Annotated in this window: 19 protein-coding genes; 17 read left to right on the top strand and 2 right to left on the bottom strand. The window is 70.7% G+C overall.

Annotated elements, in window-relative coordinates:
• Positions 1-76: 76 nt before the first annotated feature.
• From BIU91_RS11890 to dapF, 10 genes are all read left to right on the top strand, one after another.
• A complete protein-coding gene (locus tag BIU91_RS11890; protein ID WP_071405600.1) occupies positions 77-3010 on the top strand; it encodes a DNA translocase FtsK in 2934 nt (977 codons plus the stop codon).
• Positions 3007-3660 carry a CDP-diacylglycerol--glycerol-3-phosphate 3-phosphatidyltransferase gene (gene pgsA, locus BIU91_RS11895; protein ID WP_084741175.1) on the top strand — a complete coding sequence of 218 codons (654 nt, stop codon included), beginning with the start codon at positions 3007-3009 and terminating at the stop codon, positions 3658-3660. The genes BIU91_RS11890 and pgsA overlap by 4 nt, the downstream gene beginning before the upstream one ends.
• On the top strand, positions 3657-4184 hold the full coding sequence (locus BIU91_RS11900; protein ID WP_071405601.1) for a nicotinamide-nucleotide amidohydrolase family protein: 528 nt from the start codon (positions 3657-3659) through the stop codon (positions 4182-4184). Before pgsA ends, BIU91_RS11900 begins: the two co-directional genes overlap by 4 nt.
• A gap of 154 nt (positions 4185-4338) precedes the next feature.
• A complete protein-coding gene (locus BIU91_RS11905) occupies positions 4339-4647 on the top strand; it encodes a helix-turn-helix transcriptional regulator (RefSeq protein WP_027464765.1) in 309 nt (102 codons plus the stop codon).
• 86 nt (positions 4648-4733) lie between these two features.
• Positions 4734-4958, top strand: a complete 225-nt coding sequence (locus BIU91_RS11910; protein ID WP_071405602.1) for a DUF3046 domain-containing protein — start codon at positions 4734-4736, stop codon at positions 4956-4958.
• Positions 4959-5230: 272 nt separating this feature from the next.
• Positions 5231-6292 carry a recombinase RecA gene (gene recA / locus BIU91_RS11915; RefSeq protein WP_027464767.1) on the top strand — a complete coding sequence of 354 codons (1062 nt, stop codon included), beginning with the start codon at positions 5231-5233 and terminating at the stop codon, positions 6290-6292.
• A complete protein-coding gene (locus BIU91_RS11920) occupies positions 6289-7203 on the top strand; it encodes a regulatory protein RecX (protein ID WP_071405603.1) in 915 nt (304 codons plus the stop codon). Before recA ends, BIU91_RS11920 begins: the two co-directional genes overlap by 4 nt.
• Before the next feature lie 26 nt (positions 7204-7229).
• The gene (gene miaB, locus BIU91_RS11925) at positions 7230-8726 is read left to right on the top strand and encodes a tRNA (N6-isopentenyl adenosine(37)-C2)-methylthiotransferase MiaB (protein WP_071405604.1); all 1497 of its coding nucleotides are present in this window, start codon (positions 7230-7232) and stop codon (positions 8724-8726) included.
• 31 nt (positions 8727-8757) lie between these two features.
• Entirely contained in the window at positions 8758-9696 is a 939-nt protein-coding gene (gene miaA, locus BIU91_RS11930; RefSeq protein WP_084741189.1) for a tRNA (adenosine(37)-N6)-dimethylallyltransferase MiaA, read from the top strand.
• Positions 9693-10583: a diaminopimelate epimerase gene (dapF, locus tag BIU91_RS11935; protein ID WP_071405605.1), complete on the top strand. Its 891-nt coding sequence runs from the start codon at positions 9693-9695 to the stop codon at positions 10581-10583. Before miaA ends, dapF begins: the two co-directional genes overlap by 4 nt.
• A 113-nt stretch (positions 10584-10696) precedes the next feature.
• On the opposite strand, the gene BIU91_RS11940 is transcribed toward dapF, so the two are convergent.
• Positions 10697-11308 (bottom strand): methyltransferase, encoded by a 612-nt coding sequence (locus BIU91_RS11940; RefSeq protein WP_071405606.1) that lies wholly within the window; start codon positions 11306-11308, stop codon positions 10697-10699.
• Positions 11309-11369: 61 nt separating this feature from the next.
• Here BIU91_RS11940 and hflX point away from each other — a divergent pair, with 61 nt between their 5' ends.
• Positions 11370-12911: a GTPase HflX gene (gene hflX / locus BIU91_RS11945; RefSeq protein WP_071405607.1), complete on the top strand. Its 1542-nt coding sequence runs from the start codon at positions 11370-11372 to the stop codon at positions 12909-12911.
• Between the two features lie 205 nt (positions 12912-13116).
• On the opposite strand, the gene lexA is transcribed toward hflX, so the two are convergent.
• Entirely contained in the window at positions 13117-13761 is a 645-nt protein-coding gene (gene lexA / locus BIU91_RS11950) for a transcriptional repressor LexA (protein WP_027464773.1), read from the bottom strand.
• Between the two features lie 236 nt (positions 13762-13997).
• Between lexA and BIU91_RS11955 the strand changes: the two genes are divergently transcribed.
• The 6 genes from BIU91_RS11955 to BIU91_RS11980 all read left to right on the top strand — a co-directional run bounded on the left by BIU91_RS11955 (position 13998) and on the right by BIU91_RS11980 (position 18444).
• Entirely contained in the window at positions 13998-14375 is a 378-nt protein-coding gene (locus BIU91_RS11955; protein WP_027464774.1) for a LysM peptidoglycan-binding domain-containing protein, read from the top strand.
• A 64-nt stretch (positions 14376-14439) separates the two neighbouring features.
• Positions 14440-15546 (top strand): histidinol-phosphate transaminase, encoded by a 1107-nt coding sequence (locus BIU91_RS11960; RefSeq protein ID WP_071405608.1) that lies wholly within the window; start codon positions 14440-14442, stop codon positions 15544-15546.
• Positions 15543-16145 carry an imidazoleglycerol-phosphate dehydratase HisB gene (hisB, locus tag BIU91_RS11965; protein WP_027464776.1) on the top strand — a complete coding sequence of 201 codons (603 nt, stop codon included), beginning with the start codon at positions 15543-15545 and terminating at the stop codon, positions 16143-16145. Before BIU91_RS11960 ends, hisB begins: the two co-directional genes overlap by 4 nt.
• A complete protein-coding gene (hisH, locus tag BIU91_RS11970; protein WP_071405609.1) occupies positions 16142-16780 on the top strand; it encodes an imidazole glycerol phosphate synthase subunit HisH in 639 nt (212 codons plus the stop codon). Before hisB ends, hisH begins: the two co-directional genes overlap by 4 nt.
• Before the next feature lie 97 nt (positions 16781-16877).
• Positions 16878-17624 carry a bifunctional 1-(5-phosphoribosyl)-5-((5-phosphoribosylamino)methylideneamino)imidazole-4-carboxamide isomerase/phosphoribosylanthranilate isomerase PriA gene (priA, locus tag BIU91_RS11975; protein WP_017885902.1) on the top strand — a complete coding sequence of 249 codons (747 nt, stop codon included), beginning with the start codon at positions 16878-16880 and terminating at the stop codon, positions 17622-17624.
• A gap of 4 nt (positions 17625-17628) precedes the next feature.
• Positions 17629-18444, top strand: a complete 816-nt coding sequence (locus BIU91_RS11980; protein WP_071405610.1) for an SseB family protein — start codon at positions 17629-17631, stop codon at positions 18442-18444.
• Positions 18445-18482: the final 38 nt, after the last annotated feature.

The raw sequence follows: 18482 nt of genomic DNA on the forward strand, positions 1-18482 counted from the left end.
GCCCGTCCAGCGTCCGTCACGGACGCTGCGGCGGGCCTTCCTGCGTTTGTCCTGAGCGGGCGTTAGGGTTCTGCCCATGGCCGGAGGCACCAAGTCGACCACGCGCTCGCGCGCGTCCACGTCGTCCCGTGGCAACGGGACGCGCGGTTCGTCGCGCACCCAGGCCACGACGAAGAAGCTGCCGCAGGCCGCACCCACGCCGGTGTTCCGCGAGCAGAACCCGCTCGTGACCTTCTGGCTCGCGATGGCGCACGGCGTCGGCGCGATGTTCCGGCTGCTCGGCAAGGAGACCCTCGAGAAGGACCAGCGGCGCGACGGGTTCCCGTTCCTGCTGTTCCTGCTGGCCATCGCCGGCGGGGTCGTCGAGTGGCTCAACCCGACCAACAGCGTCTCCGTCGCACTCGACGCGTACACGTTCGGCGGGCTGTTCGGCCGGTTGGCGTTCGCTCTGCCCGTCATCATGATCGTGTTCGCCGGGTGGTTGTTCCGGCACCCGGCCTCGGTGCACGACAACACCCGGATCGGCATCGGCCTGGGCATCCTGATCGTGTCGATCGCCTCGCTCTGCCACGTCTTCGGCGGCCGTCCGAGCGCCGCCGACGGCATGCCCGCGCTGGCCGCCGCCGGTGGGGTGCTCGGCTGGGTGGTCATCGGCTGGCTCGTCACGATCGCGACCGCCTGGGTGGCCGTCCCCGTGGCGATCGTGCTGCTGGTGCTCTCGCTCTTCATCATCACCAAGACGCCGCCGAACAAGCTCGGGCGACGCCTGCACGAGCTCTACGCCTACCTGTTCGGCGCCCCGGCCCCCGCAGCAGAACCCGAGGCCGACGCCGCCGCCGTGGCGGAGCCCGCCGCCCGCGCCCGCACGTCGAAGCGTGGCAAGAAGGGCGACACCGACTTCCAGCTGTTCGACGACCTCGGGTTCGGTGACGAGCAGGCCGCTGCCGACGCCGAAGCCGGTGGCGACAACGTGCCGTGGTGGCGCCGGAACAAGTCCGGGCGCGAAGAGGACCCGGCGTACGACAGCCCCGTGCTGCCCCCGGCCACCGGAGTCGCCCCGGCTGCCGCTGCCGTCGCACCAGCTGCCCCCGTCGTGCCCGCTGCGACCGCGGTGAGCCCGAACGCCGGTGCCGCCGCCGGGCTCGTCGACCTCACGCCGGCCGAGCCCGCGTCGGTCAACCTCAACGACTCCGTCGAGCAGGACCTGCAGGACGCCGAGCAGGCGCTCCGCGCGTTCGGCACCGACGTCCCCGCGCGGCCGGAGCCGACCGCCGACATCCGTCCCGCGGTGCCCGAGGTGCTGTCCGAGCCCGAGATCGCCGACGAGCCAGAGGACATCGACGCCGCCGCCGAGCTCAGCGCAGCCGCCGCCGGTTCCGACGACGATCCGTCGAAGCCCTACCGACTGCCCGCCGCCACGACGCTGAGTTCCGGAACGCCCTCGGTCGCGCGGAGCCAGGCGAACGACGACATCGTCGCCGCCATCACCGGGGTGCTCACCGAGTTCAAGGTCGACGCGAAGGTCACCGGGTTCTCCCGCGGGCCGACGGTGACCCGGTACGAGATCGAGCTCGGCCCCGGCGTCAAGGTCGAGCGGGTCACAGCCCTGTCGAAGAACCTGTCGTACGCGGTCGCCTCGAACGAGGTCCGCATCCTGTCGCCGATCCCGGGCAAGAGCGCCATCGGCGTCGAGATCCCGAACACCGACCGCGAGATCGTCTCGCTCGGTGACGTGCTGCGCTCGAACGCAGCCCGCAAGTCGAAGCACCCGATGACGATCGGCGTCGGCAAGGACGTCGAGGGCGGCTTCGTCGTCGCGAACCTGGCGAAGATGCCGCACCTGCTCGTCGCCGGCTCCACCGGTTCCGGCAAGTCGGTGTTCATCAACTCGATGATCACCTCGCTGCTGATGCGTGCGAAGCCGTCCGAGGTCCGCATGGTCCTGGTCGACCCGAAGCGCGTCGAGCTCTCGATCTACGCCGGTGTCCCGCACCTCATCACGCCCATCATCACGAACCCGAAGAAGGCGGCCGAAGCGCTGCAGTGGGTCGTGAAGGAGATGGACATGCGGTACGACGACCTGGCGTCGTTCGGGTTCCGCCACGTCGACGACTTCAACAAGGCGATCGAGAACAACGAGATCGTCCTGCCGGCGGGCAGCGAGCGGAAGCTCAAGCCGTACCCGTACCTGCTCGTCGTCGTCGACGAGCTCGCGGACCTCATGCTCGTGGCGCCCCGCGACGTCGAGGAGTCGATCGTCCGCATCACCCAGCTCGCCCGCGCCGCCGGCATCCACCTGGTGCTCGCGACGCAGCGCCCCTCGGTCGACGTCATCACCGGCCTGATCAAGGCGAACGTGCCGTCGCGCATCGCCTTCGCGGTGACGAGCGTCACGGACTCCCGCGTCATCCTCGACCAGCCGGGCGCCGACAAGCTCATCGGTCAGGGCGACGCGCTCTTCCTGCCGATGGGCTCGTCCAAGTCGCTCCGCGTGCAGGGCGCCTGGGTGCAGGAGGGCGAGGTCGCCGAGGTCGTCCAGCACGTCACGCGGCAGGCGCAGCCCGAGTACCGCCAGGACGTCCAGGCCGTGGTCGAGCGCAAGGAGATCGACGCCGACATCGGTGACGACCTCGAACTGCTGCTCGCGGCCGTCGAGCAGGTCGTGTCGACCCAGTTCGGCTCGACGTCGATGCTGCAGCGCAAGCTCCGCGTCGGCTTCGCCAAGGCCGGTCGCCTGATGGACCTGATGGAGTCGCGCGACATCGTCGGGCCGTCCGAGGGCTCGAAGGCCCGCGACGTCCTGGTGACCGCCGACCAGCTGCCCGCGGTGCTCGCGAAGCTCCGTGGCGAGGAGCCGCCCGCCGCGGCTGCTCCGGCAGCGCCGGCCCCGACGCCGTCCGGCGACGGTGACCGCTACGGAGCAGACCCCGTCGGGGACATGACCCGCGGGTACGATGAAGTCCACGACGAGCCCGATGAGGACGCGTGGGGACTGACGGGCAGGGAGTGACGGCGATGACCGCCTCGGACAGCACGAACACCACGCACGGCGCACGGTTCCCGTGGCGCGGGCGACTGCTGCGCAAGGGCCCCGGCCCGGCGTCGACCGCGAACGTCGCGAACATCATCACGGTGGTGCGCATCCTCATGGCGCCGCTGTTCTTCGTCCTGCTGCTCACCGACGCCGGCAACGACGGGCCGCTGCGCATCTGGGCCGCGGTCGTCTTCGTCGTGGCCATCGTCACGGACAGCGCCGACGGCATCATCGCCCGTCGGCAGAACCTGGTCACGGACTTCGGCAAGCTCGTCGACCCGATCGCCGACAAGGTGCTCATCGGCGGTGCGCTCGTCGCCCTGTCGATCCTGCAGGAGCTGCCCTGGTACGTGACCGTGCTGATCATGGTGCGCGAGATCGGCATCACGGTCTTCCGGTTCGCGGTGCTCTCCGACCGGGTGATCCCGGCCAGCCGCGGCGGCAAGATCAAGACCGTGCTGCAGGCCGTCGCCCTGACGGCAGCGCTGTTCCCGTGGTGGAACCTGGTCGGCGACTGGGCACACTGGGTCAACGGCATTCTGATGACGGCCGCGTTCCTGGCAACGATCCTGAGCGGGATCGACTACCTCTGGCAGGCATGGAAGCACAACCGCACCACCGCATGACCGGGCCCGACCGCTCGACGCAGGCCGCGCCTCCCGTCCCGGTCGCACCGGGGCTCATCGCCGAGCTGACGGCACGGGGCGAGACCCTCGCCGTGGCGGAGTCGTTGACCGGCGGACTCGTCGTGGCGACGCTGGTCGACGTGCCGGGTGCGAGCGCCGTCGTCCGGGGCGGCGTCGTGGCCTACGCGACGCCCGTGAAGCACTCCGTTCTCGGGGTCTCGGCGGAGCTGCTCGAGGCCGAGGGCGCCGTGCATCCGGAGGTCGCCCGGCAGATGGCCGCCGGTGTCCGGATCGCGCTGTCCGTCGACGGGGAACCCGCGACGTGGGGGATCAGCACGACGGGCGTCGCCGGCCCGGACCCGCAGGACGGCAAGCCCGTCGGCACCGTGTACGTGGGGATCGCCTCCGCCGCGGGGGCTGAGGCCTTCGAGCTGCACCTCGGCGGTGACCGGGGAGCAATCCGGCACGCCACCGTCTCCGAACTCCTTGCACGGATGTCGTCCGAGGTCCGGGGCCGGGAATAGGTCCCGTTTCCACTGGGTTACATCTCACGAAATCTCCAGCAGTACGGCAGCCAGCCTGGCTAACATGCTGCAACCGGCAACGCTATTGTTGCTGAACCCGAACTCGATCCACCGGACCGAGCGGGCGCGGAGACGACAGAGAGGAGGAGTTCTCATGGTTCTCGTTCGTCAGGAAATCGGCGATGTGCTCCGGGACTTCCGCTTGCAGAAGGGCCGGACCCTCCGTCAGGTCGCGTCCAAGGCCAGTGTCGCGCTCGGGTACCTCAGTGAGGTCGAGCGCGGGCAGAAGGAAGCCAGCTCGGAGATCCTCGCGTCCGTCGCGGATGCTCTGGACACGCCCATCTCGACCATCATGCGCGAAGTGGGTGACCGCCTCGCGATCGTCGAGGGGCTGACCCCCGTCCCCGACACGCTCCCGGACGACCTCGTCGCCGAGTTCGACAACGACCTCGCGGTTCGCTGAGCGCATCGCACCGAACGCCCTCGCCGGTCCTTCCCGGCGGGGGCGTTCTGCGTTCCGGCCCACGACCACGCGCCTAGGCTGGTCGGATGCGCGTGAGTGAGTTCTGGCGAGCCGTCGACCAGGTGTTCGGTGAGGCCTACGGTTCCGTGGTCACCCGTGACGTCGTGCTCGAGGGGCTGGGCGGTCGCTCCGCCGTGGACGCCCTCGCCGCGGGCATCGAGGCCCGCCGGGTGTGGGACGCACTGTGCGACTCGCAGGACGTCCCGATGGACCGGCGGCACGGCAAGGGCCTCGCCGAACCCCAGGACTGAGCGGGTTCCGCGGGGCGGCGCACCCGAAACTGTGTTCGGCGTGTTGCTCGAACGCGTGTTCGATCGGTGGTAGCTTCCTCCACAGCGGCGTCGCCCGGATGTTCCATCCACAGATCGCGTGACCGTCGGCAGTGATGTCGGTGGCTCGCCATAGGTTGATGGACATCGGGAACAGCCCGAAGCCTTGTCGCAGAACCATCGGCCTTGCACCATCGGCCGGCGTGGACGCGACAGCCTACAGGCGGCCGAACACGAGCACGAAGGAGCACCCCATGCCATCACCGGCAGACCGCGAGAAGGCCCTCGAGACCGCACTCGCACAGATCGACAGGCAGTTCGGCAAGGGTGCGATCATGCGCCTCGGTTCGGACGAACGCGCCCCCGTCAACGTCATCCAGACCGGGTCGGTGGCGCTGGACGTCGCGCTCGGCATCGGTGGCCTGCCCCGCGGCCGCATCGTCGAGATCTACGGCCCGGAGTCGTCGGGTAAGACGACCCTCACCATCCACGCCATCGCCAACGCCCAGCGCGCCGGTGGCATCGCGGCCTTCATCGACGCCGAGCACGCGCTCGACCCCGAGTACGCCAAGAAGCTCGGTGTCGACATCGACGCCCTGCTCGTGTCGCAGCCCGACACCGCCGAGCAGGCGCTCGAGATCGCGGACATGCTGGTCCGCTCCGGTTCCATCGACCTCATCGTCATCGACTCCGTCGCGGCCCTCGTGCCCCGTGCCGAGATCGAGGGCGAGATGGGTGACTCGCACGTCGGTCTGCAGGCCCGCCTCATGTCCCAGGCCCTGCGAAAGCTCGCCGGTGGCCTGAACCAGACGCAGACCACGATGATCTTCATCAACCAGCTGCGCGAGAAGATCGGCGTGTTCTTCGGTTCGCCCGAGACCACCTCGGGCGGTAAGGCGTTGAAGTTCTACGCGTCCGTCCGCCTCGACATCCGCCGCATCGAGACGCTCAAGAGCGGCACCGACGCGGTGGGCAACCGCACGCGTGTCAAGGTCGTCAAGAACAAGATGGCACCGCCCTTCAAGCAGGCCGAGTTCGACATCCTGTACGGCGTCGGCATCTCGCGCGAAGGCTCGCTGCTCGACTTCGGTGTCGACCACGGCATCGTCAAGAAGTCGGGTGCCTGGTACACCTACGACGGCGACCAGCTCGGGCAGGGCAAGGAGAACTCGCGTTCCTTCCTGATCCAGAACCCCGAGATCGCTGCCGACATCGAAGGCAAGATCCTCGCCAAGCTCGGCGTCGGCGGCGCCAAGGCCGAGGACGCCCCGGTCGAGTCGATCGCGCCGAAGCTCGCGGAGCGCAAGGGCGCGTGAGCACCGATCACGACGACGACGGCCTCGCACCGGTCACCGACCTGTTCGGTGCGAGGTCGCGTCGCCGTGCCCCCGTCACCCCGGTGACGCCGGCGATCCCCGAGCCCCCGGTGTCACCGGACGAACCGCGCGACACCGACGGCTGGGCACTGCCCGAGTCGGACGAAGGTCGTGCGGACGAGTTCCCCGCATCGTTCGACGCCGATTCGCCGGTGCCCCTGCACGGTGCCCGCGGGCCGGCGGCGTGGGTGTCGCCCGTCATCGGAGACGGCAGCGGGCGCTCGAACCGTGCGGAGCAGGACGGCTACGACTCCGAGACGGCTGACGCCACCACGGCGTCGGTGTTCTCCATCGCCGGCGGCGAGGAGATCGACCCGGCCGACGCACCCCGTCCGCTCGACGAACAGCGCGCGGACGCCGAACGGCTCAGCCTGCGTGCCCTCGGGCGCAAGGGCGTGAGCGAGTCCGAGATGCGGACCCTGCTGCTGCAGCAGGACCTCGACCCCGACGTGGTCGAGCACGAGATCGAACGGTTGACCCGTGTCGGGCTCCTGGACGACGTCGCCCTCGCCACCGACCTGGTGGATCGGCTGCACGCCCGCAAGGGCCTCGGTCGACAGGGTGTCGTGACGGAGCTCCGTCGCCGGGGGATCGACCAGGTGGCGATCGACACCGCACTCGACGAGGCCGCCGACGACGAGGACGACGAGTTCCTCCGCGCGCAGGAGCTCGCCGACAAGCGGGCGCCGCAGATGCGCGGACTCGACCGGGCGACCGCGGAACGCCGGCTGTCCGGCTTCCTGATGCGCAAGGGCTACAGCTCCGGTGTCGTCCGGATCGCTGTCGCGCGGGCACTCGACGGCGGCGGGAAGCGGCCGCCTTCCGGCCGCGGGACCGTCCGGTTCGAGTAGCCGCTCCGACCTACACTGGGACGACCATGGCCACCGTCGAAGCGCGCCCCCGCACCTACGAAGTCCGCACCTACGGGTGCCAGATGAACGTCCACGACTCCGAGCGGTTGAGCGGGTCACTGCAGGCCGCGGGCTACACCGCGGCGGACGGTGCGCAGGCCGACGTCGTCGTCATCAACACCTGCGCGGTGCGCGAGAACGCGGACAACCGGCTGTACGGCAACCTCGGGCAGCTCGCGGGCATCAAGCGCGAGCACCCCGGCATGCAGATCGCCGTCGGCGGGTGCCTGGCGCAGAAGGACAAGAACGTCATCCTCGAGAAGGCGCCGTGGGTCGACGTCGTCTTCGGCACGCACAACATGGGGGCGCTGCCGACCCTGCTCGAGCGGGCGCGGCACAACGACGAGGCGCAGATCGAGATCCTCGAGGCGCTCGACGTCTTCCCGTCGACGCTGCCCACCAAGCGCGACTCGACGCACAGCGGCTGGGTCTCCATCTCCGTCGGCTGCAACAACACCTGCACGTTCTGCATCGTCCCCTCGCTCCGTGGCAAGGAGAAGGACCGCCGTCCCGGTGACGTCCTGGCCGAGATCCAGGCGCTCGTCGACGACGGCGCAATCGAGGTCACGCTGCTCGGGCAGAACGTGAACTCCTACGGGGTCGAGTTCGGCGACCGACAGGCGTTCGGCAAGCTGCTGCGGGCCACCGGTGCCATCGAGGGCCTCGAGCGCGTCCGCTTCACGAGCCCGCACCCGGCGGCGTTCACCGACGACGTCATCGACGCGATGGCCGAGACCCCGAACGTGATGCCCCAGCTGCACATGCCGCTGCAGTCGGGTTCCGACCGGGTGCTCAAGGCCATGCGCCGGAGCTACCGGAGCGAGCGGTTCCTCGGCATCCTCGACCGCGTCCGCGCGAAGATCCCGCACGCGGCGATCTCCACCGACATCATCGTCGGGTTCCCCGGCGAGACCGACGCCGACTTCGCGGACACCCTGCGCGTCGTCGAGCAGGCACGGTTCGCCTCGGCGTTCACGTTCCAGTACTCGATCCGCCCGGGCACCCCGGCCGCGACGATGGACGACCAGCTGCCGAAGCACATCGTGCAGGAGCGCTACGAGCGACTCGTCGCCCTGCAGGAACACATCACCGCGGAAGAGAACGCGCTGCAGGTCGGCCGGAGCGTCGAAGTGCTCGTCGCCACGGGCGAAGGGCGCAAGGACGACGCCACCCGTCGGCTCTCCGGTCGCGCGGAGGACTCCCGGCTCGTGCACTTCACCGTGCCCGCCGGGTCCGAGGTCCCGCGCCCCGGGGACGTCGTCACCGTCGACATCACCCGTGCCGCACCGCACTTCCTGCTCGCCGACGACGACGCGCCGCTGCGCATCCGACGCACCCGGGCCGGCGACGCCTGGGACCGCGCGCAGGCCGAGAGCTGCGGCGTGCCCACGCCCGCTGCCGCCACGGGCGACGGACCCCGTCCGGTCTCGCTCGGGCTGCCCACGCTCCGTGTCGGGCGCTGAGCTCCCCGGGGCTGCGCCGACGAGCGACGCGTTGCTCGCATCCGGTGACGCCGCGGACCTGATCGCAGTCGTCGGGGCGACGGGCACCGGGAAGTCCGACCTCGGCATCGCGATCGCGGAACGGTTGCGTGCTGCGGGCCGGAACGCCGAGATCATCAACGCGGACGCCATGCAGCTGTACCGGGGCATGGACATCGGCACCGCGAAGCTCCCGCCGGCCGAGCGGCACGGCATCCCGCACCACCAGCTCGACGTGCTCGACGTCACCGACGAGGCGAGTGTCGCCGCCTACCAGGTCGCCGCCCGCGCCGACGTCGACCGGATCCAAGCCAACGGTGGCGTGGCCGTCCTCGTCGGCGGCAGCGGCCTGTACGTCTCCGCGGTGTTGTTCGACCTGGCGTTCCCGGGCACCGACCCCGAGCTCCGCGCGCAGCTCGAGCGCGAGCACGAGGAGCTCGGCCCGGGCATCCTGCTCGAGCGACTCCGCGCCCTCGACCCGGCGGCCGCCGCGACGATCGACGCGCGCAACCCACGGCGGTTGATCCGTGCACTCGAGATCGCGAGCCGATCCGAGGTCGTGACCCCGAGCCTCCCGGCCGCGCCCAGCGCCTGGCGACCGTCCCGGATCCTGCACCTGCGGCGTGACCGCGAGCAGCTCGTGTCGGCGCTGCACGAGCGGGCCGCGCGGATGTTCGAGGCCGGACTCGTCGACGAGGTCGCGGCCCTCCGCGAGCAGGGACTCGAGCAGGGCAAGACCGCGCGGGGCGCGATCGGGTACTCGCAGGCGCTCGAGGTGCTCGCCGGCACGGCGACCCGCGAACAGGCGGTCGAGGCGACCGGCATCGCGACCCGGAAGTACGCCCGGCGGCAGGTGTCGTGGTTCCGCCGGTACGCCGATGCCGAGACGCTCGACGTCACGGGCGCGGACCGCGGCGACCTGTCGGAACTGGCCCGTAGGATCGTGCCGTGACCGAGCTGCACTTCACCAAGGGCCAGGGGACCGGCAACGACTTCGTCCTGTTCGCCGACCCCGACGCCACCGTCGACCTGACCCCCGAGCGGATCCGCGCCATCGCGGACCGACGCTTCGGCGTGGGCGGCGACGGCGTGATCCGCGCGGTGCGGTCCGAGGCGATCCCCGAGGGGCGGGCGCTCGTGGCCGTCGAGCCCGAGGCGACCTGGTTCATGGACTACCACAACGCTGACGGCACGGTCGCGGAGATGTGCGGCAACGGCATCCGCGTGTTCGCCCGGTACCTGACCGAGTCCGGCCTGGTCGAGCTCGCTCCCGGCGAGACGCTCACCGTCGGCAGTCGCAAGGGGCTGGTCGACATCCAGCGCACCACGAACGGTTTCGCCGCCGACCTCGGCCGCTGGGGCCTGGGCATCGAGGGCGGTGGTTCCGACGACGTGCTCGTCCGGGCGAAGAACCTCGACGGGGCGCGGCCCGGCATCGGCATCGACGTGGGCAACCCGCACGTGGTCGTCGCCGTCGAGACCGAGGACGAACTGGCGGACCTCGACCTGACCTTCCTTCCGGTGCTCGACCCGGCACCGGAGCACGGTGCGAACGTCGAGTTCGTGCTGCCCGGCGACCCCCTCATCAAGGACGGCGTCGGCGAGATCACGATGCGGGTGCACGAGCGGGGGAGCGGTGAGACGCTCTCGTGCGGCACCGGGGCCGTCGCCGCTGCCCTCGCGACGCGCTACTGGGTCGGTGCGGGGGCGCCGGACACCTGGCGCGTGCGGGTGCCGGGCGGGCTGCTGACGGTGCGGATGACGGCGACCGAGGACGGCGAGCACGTCTCGCTGTCCGGTCCCGCCGAGCTCGTGTTCTCCGGCGACCTGACGATCTGACGGTCTGACGGTCTGACGCGGAGCCTCGTTGCCGCTTCGTGAGCAGAAATGGTCGGGTGCCCAGCGGCGACCCGTCCATTTGTGCTCACGATGTGAGCGCTCGCGCTCGCGCCCTACGCGCTGCGCCGCACCCGGATGACGCGGAACCCCTTCGCCGTCGACTCGCGCGTGACCGCGAACCCCGAGCCGAGCGCCCCGACGAGCCACTTCTGCAACGAGTCACCCCCGAGGTCCTTCGACACCACGAGCCAGGCGTCGCCCCCGACCTCGAGCCGGGGCAGCCACGTCAGCAGGATCTGGTGCAGCTCGTCCTTGCCGACACGGATCGGCGGGTTCGACCAGATCGTGCGGAAGCGCAGGTCGGCCGGCACGTCGTCGGGCAGCGCGATCGTGACGTTCGACGCCCCCGCAGCAGCAGCGTTGGCGCGCGCGAGCCCGAGCACCCGCTCGTTGACGTCGACACCCCACACCTGGGCGTCGGGGGACTGCAGGGCCATCGTGATCGCGATCGGGCCCCAGCCGCAGCCGATGTCGAGCAGCGCTCCGTCGCCGGCGGGTGCGGGCACCGAACCCAGAAGAACCTTCGTGCCGCGGTCGACGCCGTCGGGGCTGAAGACCCCCGCCGCGGTCGACAGGGTGAGGGGCTGACCGGCGAGCGTGACGTGCACCTGGCGCGGCCGGAGTTCGCTCTCGGGGGTGGCCGAGAAGTAGTGGTCGTTCGCCATGGATGAACCGTACCGGCAACCGAGTGTGTCGGAGGGCCTCCAGAGGTAGCCTGTGCACAGGATGACGGATACCCATCAGCAGAACCACCAGACCAACGACGACAGCGCAGACGGTGTCGTCGAGAGGGTGTTGCGCAACGCAGACCACCGCGCAGCATCGTCCATCTTCGCACCCGCCCAGGCCATCCAGACGCAGTCGGTCGACGACCGCAGCTGGACCGGCGACGGCGACCAGTACGACCGTGAGGACCGTGCGGCGTTGCGCCGTGTCGCCGGCCTCTCCACCGAGCTCGAGGACGTCACCGAGGTCGAGTACCGCCAGCTGCGGCTCGAGCAGGTCGTCCTGATCGGCGTCTACCCCCAGGGCGACGCCTCGGACGCCGAGAACTCCCTCCGCGAGCTCGCGGCACTCGCCGAGACCGCGGGCGCCGTGGTGCTCGACGGGCTCCTCCAGCGTCGGCCGAACCCGGACCCGGCCACCTACCTGGGCAAGGGCAAAGCCCAGGAGCTCGCGATGGTCGTCAAGGCCACCGGCGCCGACACGGTCATCGCCGACACCGAACTGGCACCCTCGCAGCGTCGTGCGCTCGAGGACGTCGTGAAGGTGAAGGTCATCGACCGCACGGCCGTGATCCTCGACATCTTCAGCCAGCACGCGAAGACCCGCGAGGGGAAGGCGCAGGTCGAACTCGCCCAGCTGCAGTACCTGCTGCCTCGACTGCGCGGTTGGGGTGACTCGATGTCCCGACAGGCCGGTGGCCAGGTCTCCGGAGGCGCTGGCATGGGCTCTCGTGGCCCCGGTGAGACGAAGATGGAGCTCGACCGCCGCAAGATCCACACGCGGATGGCGAAGCTCCGCCGGCAGATCGCCGGGTTCACCCCGGCCCGTGAGGCCAAGCGTGCCGAGCGCAACCGCAACGAGGTGCCGAGCGTCGCGATCGCGGGCTACACCAACGCCGGCAAGTCGTCGCTGCTGAACCGGCTGACGAGCGCGGGCGTGCTGGTGCAGAACCAGCTGTTCGCGACGCTGGACGCCACCGTCCGTCGGACCGAGAGCGCCAAGGGCCGGGAGTTCACGTTCGTCGACACGGTCGGCTTCGTCCGCAACCTGCCGCACCAGCTCGTCGAGGCCTTCCGCTCCACCCTCGAAGAGGTCGGCGACGCCGACGTCATCGTGCACGTGGTCGACGGCTCGCACCCCGACCCCGGTGCGCAGCTGTCCACCGTGCGCGAGGTCATCGGCGACGTCGGTGCGGGTGACATCCCGGAGATCGTCGTCTTCAACAAGGCCGACCTGATCGACGACGCGCAGCGCCTCGTGCTCATCGGACTCGTGCCGGACGCGGTGTTCGTGTCTGCGCGCACCGGCGAGGGCATCCCGGAGCTCCTCGGCGTCATCGAGGACCGCCTTCCCGAGCCCGACGTCGACCTGACGATCGTGGTGCCGTACGACCGCGGCGACCTGGTGTCGTCGCTGCACGACACCGGCTCGGTCGAGTCCGTCGACTACGTCGAGGACGGCACGCGCCTGCGGGTGCGCGTCTTCCAGCGGCAGGTCTCCGAGCTCGAGCCTTACGTGGTCACGCCGGTCCCCACCGTCTGACGGTCACCTCCGACACGCGCTGGCGCTGGGGAGCGCTGCCGCGCGGCCTGGAGGCCCGTGACGGGTCCGCCGGACGCCGTCACGTCGCCGAGACGCCCCGGAACACACGAAACGCCGCCGGATCCGGCGGCGTTTCGTCGTGCAGGGGGCGTCGTACGGTGACGACGGCGTCTCGCGCCCGTGCAGCCCGAGTCGCGGGAGGCTGTCAGAGGGAGCGGAGGACCGCGACGACCTTGCCGAGCACGGAGGCGGCGTCGCCGAGGATCGGCTCGAAGGCGGAGTTGCGCGGCAGCAGCCACGTGTGACCGTCGCGCTGGCGGAAGACCTTGACCGTCGCCTCTTCGTCGAGCATGGCCGCGACGATGTCACCGTTCTCGGCGGTCTGCTGCGACCGGACGACGACCCAGTCCCCGTCGCAGATCGCGGCGTCGATCATCGACTCACCGACGACCTTGAGCATGAACAGCTCGCCGGTGCCGACGAGCTGTCGGGGGAGCGGGATGATCTCGTCGACGTGCTGCTCGGCGGTGATCGGGACACCGGCGGCGATCCGGCCGACGAGCGGCACGAGCGTGGTGGCGTCGATGTCCGGGCCGCCGACGTCGGACGACGGCTCGTCGACCAGGACCTCGAGCGCGCGCGGGCGGTTCGGGTCGCGGCGGATCCAGCCACCGAGCTCGAGCTGGCCGAGCTGGTGGGAGACGCTGGAGAGCGAGGAGAGCCCGGCGGCGTCGCCGATCTCGCGCATGCTCGGCGGGTAGCCCCGTGAGGCGATCGACGCACGAATCGCGTCGAAGATCGCCTGCTGCTTCGGCGTCAGCGGCTTCTGGCCCCGCAGTTCGTCCACCACGTCGTCTCGCTTTCGTCGGTGCCGGTCCGGCCGCGGCGGGAATGTCGGTGGTCCCCGTCAGGCTTGTCCCAGTCGATCGAAACAGTATCCGACCAGCCAGGGCCGGACAAACACCTGTTCGAGCGTGTCGCAAGAAAACCCCGCAGAAATCCACTCCCAGGACTTGTGCGTCGTCTGATTCGAAACTATGTTCGGTACACGACTTCGGTTCCACCGAACGGGAAGGCAAGAACGACATGAGCACCATCGCCATCGCTGACATCCAGCGCACCGCGGCGCCCGCCGTGCGTACCCGCTTGCGTCTGACGCGTCGCGGCCGCATCGTCTTCACGACGCTCGCCGCGCTCCCGCTCCTCATCGTCGTCGCCCTCGGCGTGCTGAACGGCGGGCAGGCCTCCGCCGGAGACGCCACCGCCGGCGGCGCACGCACCCAGTTCGAGACCGTGACGATCCAGCCGGGCGAGACGCTCTGGCAGCTCGCCGAACAGACGGCGCCGAACTCGGACCCGCGTGACTTCGTGCAGGACGTCGTGAGCCTCAACGCGCTCGACGGCTCCGCGCTGCAGGCCGGCGAAGAGATCGCCATCCCCACCAAGTACACCGACGGCGAGTAGTCACTCGGGCAGCCCCGTCCGGACGGCTGGTCGTCGCACGGTGACAGCGGCCTACGATGGATCGGTGGCATTCACGCTCGAAGACCTCCCGATCCGAGACGACCTGCGCGGGCAGAGCCCCTACGGCGCCCCGCAGAAGCACGTCCGTGTGCAGCTCAACGTCAACGAGAACACGCATCCCGTTCCGGACGACGTCGCTGCCGACATCGTCGAGTCGATCCGGCAGGCCCTGCTGACGGTCAACCGCTACCCGGACCGCGAGTTCACCGAGCTCCGGCAGTCGCTCGCCGACTACCTCGGACACGACCTGACCGCCGAGCAACTCTGGGCGGCGAACGGGTCGAACGAGGTGTTGCAGCAGCTCCTCCAGGCGTTCGGCGGACCCGGTCGCTCGGTGCTCGGGTTCCCGCCCACCTACTCGATGCACTCGATCCTCGCGTCGGGCACCGGCACCAGGTGGATCCCTGCCCAGCGCGACGACGAGTTCCGCATCTCGCCCGAGACCGTCGTGGCGGCGATCCGAGAGCACCAGCCGGACATCGTGTTCCTCTGCGGGCCGAACAACCCGACCGGCACCCCGCTCGACATCGAGACGATCGCGGCCGCCTACGACGCGACCGACGGCATCGTGATGGTGGACGAGGCGTACGCCGAGTTCATGCCGTCCGACGCCCCGAGCGCCCTCACGCTGCTGCCCGGTCGTGAGCGCCTGGTGGTCTCTCGCACGATGAGCAAGGCGTTCGCGTTCGCCGGTGCCCGGGTCGGGTACATGGCCGCGCACCCCGCCGTCGTCGACGCCGTCCGGCTGGTCCGGCTGCCGTACCACCTGTCCGCGCTGACCCAGGCGGCGGCGATCGCGGCACTCCGGCACGCCCCCGGGATGCTGGCGATGGTCGACGACATCAAGGGGCAGCGCGACCGCATGGTCACCGAGCTGCGGGCCATGGGGTACCGCACCTACGAGACCTGGTCGAACTTCGTCCTGTTCGGTGGTGTCGCCGACCCGAACGCCGCGTTCGAGGCGCTGCTCGAGCGCGACGTGATCGTGCGCGACCTCGGGATCCCGAACCACCTGCGGGTGAGTGCGGGGACCGAAGCCGAGACGACCGCGTTCCTCGACGCCATGCGGCAGGTCGCCGCCGAGCAGCCGCCGGTTAGGGTTGACGCATGACCGCCCGCACCGCCTCGATCAGCCGTTCGACGAGCGAATCGAGTGTCGAACTCGAGCTCGACCTGGACGGCACCGGGACCTCGTCGATCTCGACCTCCGTGCCGTTCTTCGACCACATGCTGACCGCGTTCAGCAAGCACTCCCTGATCGACCTGCGGGTGCGCTCGACGGGTGACACCGACATCGACGTGCACCACACCGTCGAGGACACTGGCATCGTGCTCGGTCAGGCGATCAAGCAGGCCCTCGGCGACCGCTCCGGCATCGGCCGGTACGGCGACGCCCTGGTCCCGTTGGACGAAGCGCTGGCCCAGGCGGTCGTCGACGTCTCCGGGCGTCCGTTCCTGGTGCACTCCGGCGAGCCCGCGGGCTTCGAGTTCCACCGCATCGGCGGCCACTTCACCGGCTCGATGGTCCGCCACGTGTTCGAGGCGATCACGTTCAACGCCGGCATCACCGTCCACGTCCGCGTGCTCGAGGGCCGCGACCCCCACCACATCGCCGAAGCCGAGTTCAAGGCGTTCGCCCGAGCCATGCGCAAGGCGGTCGAACTGGACCCGCGCGTCGACGGCATCCCCTCCACGAAGGGCGCCCTGTGACTGCCGCCAAGCCGAACGTCGTCGTCCTCGACTACGGGTCGGGGAACGTCCACTCCGCCGCCAAAGCACTCGAGCGCGCCGGCGCCGAGGTCACCCTGACCTCGGACAAGCAGGCGGCACTCAAGGCCGACGGCCTGCTCGTCCCCGGCGTCGGGGCGTTCGCCGCCGTGATCGACCAGCTCGAGGGCGTGCAGGGCGGCGAGATCGTCGACCACCGTCTGGCCGGCGGGCGACCCGTGCTCGGCATCTGCGTCGGCATGCAGGTCCTGTTCTCGCGGGGCATCGAGCGTGGTGCCGACGTCGAAGGGCTCGGCCAGTGGCCCGGCACCGTGCAGGAGATCCAGGCCGAGGTGCTGCCGCACATGGGCTGGAACACCGTGCAGGCGCCCGAGGACTCCGTGCTGTTCGACGGGCTGCACGACGAGCGCTTCTACTTCGTGCACTCCTACGGGGTGACCGACTTCCCGCTCGAGGCGTACGGGCCGTTCCGCGCGCCCCGTCTGACCTGGGCCGAGCACGGGCAGCCGTTCATCGCCGCGGTCGAGAACGGGCCGCTCACCGCCACGCAGTTCCACCCCGAGAAGTCCGGCGAGCCGGGCATCCGCCTGCTCTCCAACTGGGTGCGTTCGCTCTGAACCCGGCCGGTGCCGGGCGCGACGGCCGTGCCGGACGCGCACCGGGCCTCCCGGCTGTCCGCAGCCCCTTCTCCACCGCAACGAAACCGACAGGACCATGACCGACCTCACCGACACCCCGCCCCTCGTCCTGCTGCCGGCTGTCGACGTCGTCGACGGACAGGCCGTGCGACTCACCCAGGGCGAGGCGGGGAGCGAGACCGGCTACGGCGACCCCGTCGCCGCTGCCCGGACCTGGCGTGACCAGGGCGCCGAGTGGATCCACCTCGTCGACCTCGACGCGGCCTTCGGTCGTGGCGACAACCGCCGCGTGATCGCGCACGCCGTCCGCGAGGTCGAGGGTGTCTCGGTCGAGCTGTCCGGCGGGATCCGCGACGATGCCTCGCTCGAAGCGGCACTGGCGACCGGTGCGGCGCGCGTGAACCTCGGCACCGCGGCGCTCGAGAACCCGGACTGGGCCGCGCGGGTGATCGGTGAGTACGGCGAGCAGATCGCCGTCGGGCTGGACGTCCGCGGCACCACGCTCTCGAGCCGCGGCTGGACCGAGGACGCCGGTGACCTGTGGGAGGTGCTCGACCGGCTGGAAGCCGCCGGGTGCGCCCGCTACGTGGTGACCGACGTCACGAAGGACGGCACGCTGCAGGGGCCGAACGTCGAACTGCTCCGCCAGGTGTGCGACCGGACCGACCAGCCCGTGGTGGCCTCCGGCGGGATCTCCACGCTCGACGACCTCCGTGCGCTCCGCGAACTCGTGCCGTACGGGCTCGAGGGCGCGATCATCGGCAAGGCGCTGTACTCCGGGGCGTTCACGCTGCCGGCCGCACTCGACATCGCCTCCGAGTAACGCCGTGGCGGGCATCTCGAACGGCCGCGGCACCGGGCCGGACGCCGACGACGCGCACACGCCCGGCGGGGCGGCGGACTCGGCGGGCTTCTCGTGGGAAGGCCGCACGTTCGACCACCACGACACCGCGTTCGCCGACGACGACGGACTCGCCGACCCCGCGGTGGTCGCGGCCATCGGTGCGATCGCCGGAGGTGCCTCCCAGGCGGCGATCGTCGAGGCGCTCCGGACCGCCCGGCTGCTCATCCCGCTCATCGCCGAGGCCGGTGACGTGGGGGAGACCGACGAGGGCAAGCTCGTCGACAAGACCCAGGAACTCTCGATCGTGACGGTCGCCGGTCCGGACGGTCGCAGTGTGATGCCGGCGTTCACCTCGGTGGACGCCATGCACGCGTGGGACCCGGACGCGCGACCGGTGCCGGTGGAGTCCCGCCGTGTGGCGATGGCCGCGGCGAGCGAGGACACCCAGCTCGTCGTGCTCGACCCGAAGTCGCCGACCGAGTTCGTGCTGCGACGTCCGGCGGTGTGGGCGCTCGGGCAGGACCTGCCGTGGACCCCGTGCTTCGAGGACCCCGAGGTGGCCCGCGCCTTCGCGGTCTCGGTCGAGGGGGAGCCCAGCGTCGCCCGTGTCGAACTCGCGCCGGGCGACCCGGTCGGCCGGTTCGCCGGGCCGGAGCTGACGGTGGGCCTGGCGCTGCACCCGGGGCTCGACCGCGAGCAGGTCGGCGAGCTCGTCGGTCGGCTGCAGCAGCGGTGGTCGACCGACCCCGTGATCGCGGAGCGGGTCGACAGCATGCGCGTCGCCCTGCGCGCTGCCTGACGAGCAGCAGCGCGGCGGTCCCGCGGCGGTGCGACCCG

Source organism: Curtobacterium sp. MMLR14_002 (genome assembly GCF_001864975.1).
In the GTDB taxonomy this organism is placed as follows: domain Bacteria; phylum Actinomycetota; class Actinomycetes; order Actinomycetales; family Microbacteriaceae; genus Curtobacterium; species Curtobacterium flaccumfaciens.